This window comes from Dyadobacter sp. LHD-138 (assembly GCF_030929615.1).
Taxonomy (GTDB): Bacteria; Bacteroidota; Bacteroidia; order Cytophagales; family Spirosomataceae; genus Dyadobacter.
In genome coordinates, this window is the sequence record NZ_JAVFVU010000093.1 from 1 (window position 1) to 2,306 (window position 2,306).

General features: G+C 42.6%; 2 protein-coding genes and 1 pseudogene. 2 read left to right on the top strand and 1 reads right to left on the bottom strand.

The features are described 5' to 3' along the window. A partial coding sequence (tnpB, locus tag RB622_RS29960) for an IS66 family insertion sequence element accessory protein TnpB (RefSeq protein WP_308050524.1) occupies window positions 1-308 on the top strand: 308 nt, incomplete at its 5' end. Window positions 309-388: 80 nt separating this feature from the next. After that, complete coding sequence (gene tnpC, locus RB622_RS29965) at window positions 389-1,912, top strand: IS66 family transposase (RefSeq protein ID WP_308050525.1); 1,524 nt, start codon at window positions 389-391, stop codon at window positions 1,910-1,912. A gap of 53 nt (window positions 1,913-1,965) precedes the next feature. Here tnpC and RB622_RS29970 read toward each other — a convergent pair. Then, a pseudogene (locus RB622_RS29970) lies at window positions 1,966-2,162 on the bottom strand (IS1595 family transposase); the annotation flags it as partial. Window positions 2,163-2,306: the final 144 nt, after the last annotated feature.

Below are 2,306 nucleotides of genomic sequence, written 5' to 3' on the forward strand. Positions count from 1 at the left end.
TATACCGGAGTCCAACCGACATGCGCTTCGGTATTTACAGTCTTGCTGGCCTGGTCCGGAATGAACTGGGCTTTGATCCGTCAAGTGGTGATGTTTTTGTTTTTCTTAGTAAACGACTTAACCAGATCCGGCTTTTACAATGGGATCGGGACGGTTTTGCGATGTATATCAAAAAACTGGAACAAGGCACTTTTGAATGGCCAAAAGGCAAAGATATATTCATCACCAGTCAGGAGTTGACACTTCTTTTACAGGGTGTAATGCTAGATTCAGTTCGCCTTAGAAAACGATATCAGCATGCTGATTAGGGCAATTAACCATGTAAAAAAAGCTATTAAAAGTGCCATAAAACGTTGTATAGCTAGTTTTTATATCTTATCTTCGGGTTATGGAAGATACAGCGACAGACTATAAATTGCTTTATGAAAACGCACTTGCTGCGCATAAAAAAGTAGTCGCTCAGAAAGATGAACAGATCCAGGCTCTCAACTTTGAGCTTGATAAATATAAGCGGTATATATTCGGAAAAAAGAATGATAAGCTGGGGAGTGTACACACAGATGTAAACCAGATTGATCTCTTTGAGCTGGGAACAAGTCAGCAGCAGCAAGAAGAACTTTCACAGCAAGCGGCTGACGTTGTGAAAGAAAAAACTCCTGCTAAAAAACGTGAAAAGGGGACTGGAAGAATGATACTTCCTGAGAACCTACGCCGTGAGGTCATCATTATTGAACCTACCGAAGACGTTACTGGCTGCACTGTAATTGGAGAAGATGTTACTGAGGTCCTGGACCTGATTCCTGCTGAGTTTTATGTGAAGCGGTACATCCGTTACAGATATGCCCGTGCAAATGGTGAAGGCATTATAACCGGATCCCTTCCGGACCGTGTGATCGAAAAGGGTATCCCTTCTGAAGCTGTCATTGCCCAGATGGTTGTAGATAAGTATGTTTTTGGTCTTCCACTTCACCGTCAGATTGATAAATACAGAAGGTTAGGAGTAAATGTTCCTGCTTCCACTGCCTCAGACTGGATCATGAAAGGCTGGCAGCACCTCGCTCCCTTATGGGAGCTTTTAAAACTCCTGGTAATCAATCAAAAATACTTACAGCTAGATGAGACGCCGCTAAAAGTGCTTGACAGAGACCATAAAAACGGGATCCATCAGGGCTACGTGTGGATATACAATGCTCCTTGTGATAAGCTGACGCTGTTTGATTACCGAAAAGGCCGCGATCAAAGTGGACCTAAGCAAATGCTGGAAGGGTATGCTGGCATACTTCAAGTCGACGGTTATTCAGTGTACGAAAAGCTTTTTAGGAACCATCCGGACATTCTTCTGGTCTACTGTATGGCGCATGCCCGCCGAAAATTTATTGACGCACTTAAATATGACCAAGAAAGGTCGACTTATGTACTCGAACGTATGCAGGTACTGTATGCTGTTGAAAAACAAATGCGGGAAGAACAGCTGGGCTGGGAAGAAAAAACAAAACTAAGACAGGAAAAGTCGGTTCCTATACTTTTAGAATTAAAGCAGTGGATGACTCAGCAGCTTCCACTTATAATCCCAAAAAGCCCGCTCGGTCAGGCTCTAGCCTACACCTTGCCCCGCTGGGAAGGATTGAGTGCCTATGCACTGCACGGACAAATTGAAATTGATAATAATCTCGCGGAGAACGCAATAAGACCAATTGCCATTGGACGAAAATCATTTTTGTTCGCCGGCTCCCACCAGGCAGCCGAGATGACAGCTGCAATTTATTCCTTCATGGCCACTTGCAAGAAAAATGGCATTGATGAGTTGCTGTGGCTCAAAGACGTCTTTGAAAGAATCCAGTCTCACAAACAAAAAGACCTTTATCAACTGCTACCAAACAACTGGGAGAAGTTCCGAAATCTCGAAAATTAAGCCAGGGTTACATTTGCCAAATTTGCAAGACGGGTTTTGTCGGAGCGATACGTTAAATCTTCCATTGCACGCATTTTTAAATGACCAACTTTTCGGTCAGGCTTGCCTTTTTAGGCGCAGCAATACTTGGTTCTGACTCCACCATCACAAGAACTTTCGCCTGTCTTTCACTACCTCTACCGCGCTTATATTTCCGTTCTACATCATCAGTATGAACAATATCTTCGTTATTATCAACGCGTTCAAAAAAAAAACTCATCGAATTCGATACTATTTGACGTGGTTCACTTTCGGTTTACACTTTTTGCGGGTTAGTTAAATAATTACAATTTAAATCTCATCCTACTTTTTGGTAATACAAGGCTTCAAAAGCTACTGGATTTAGATAATCCAG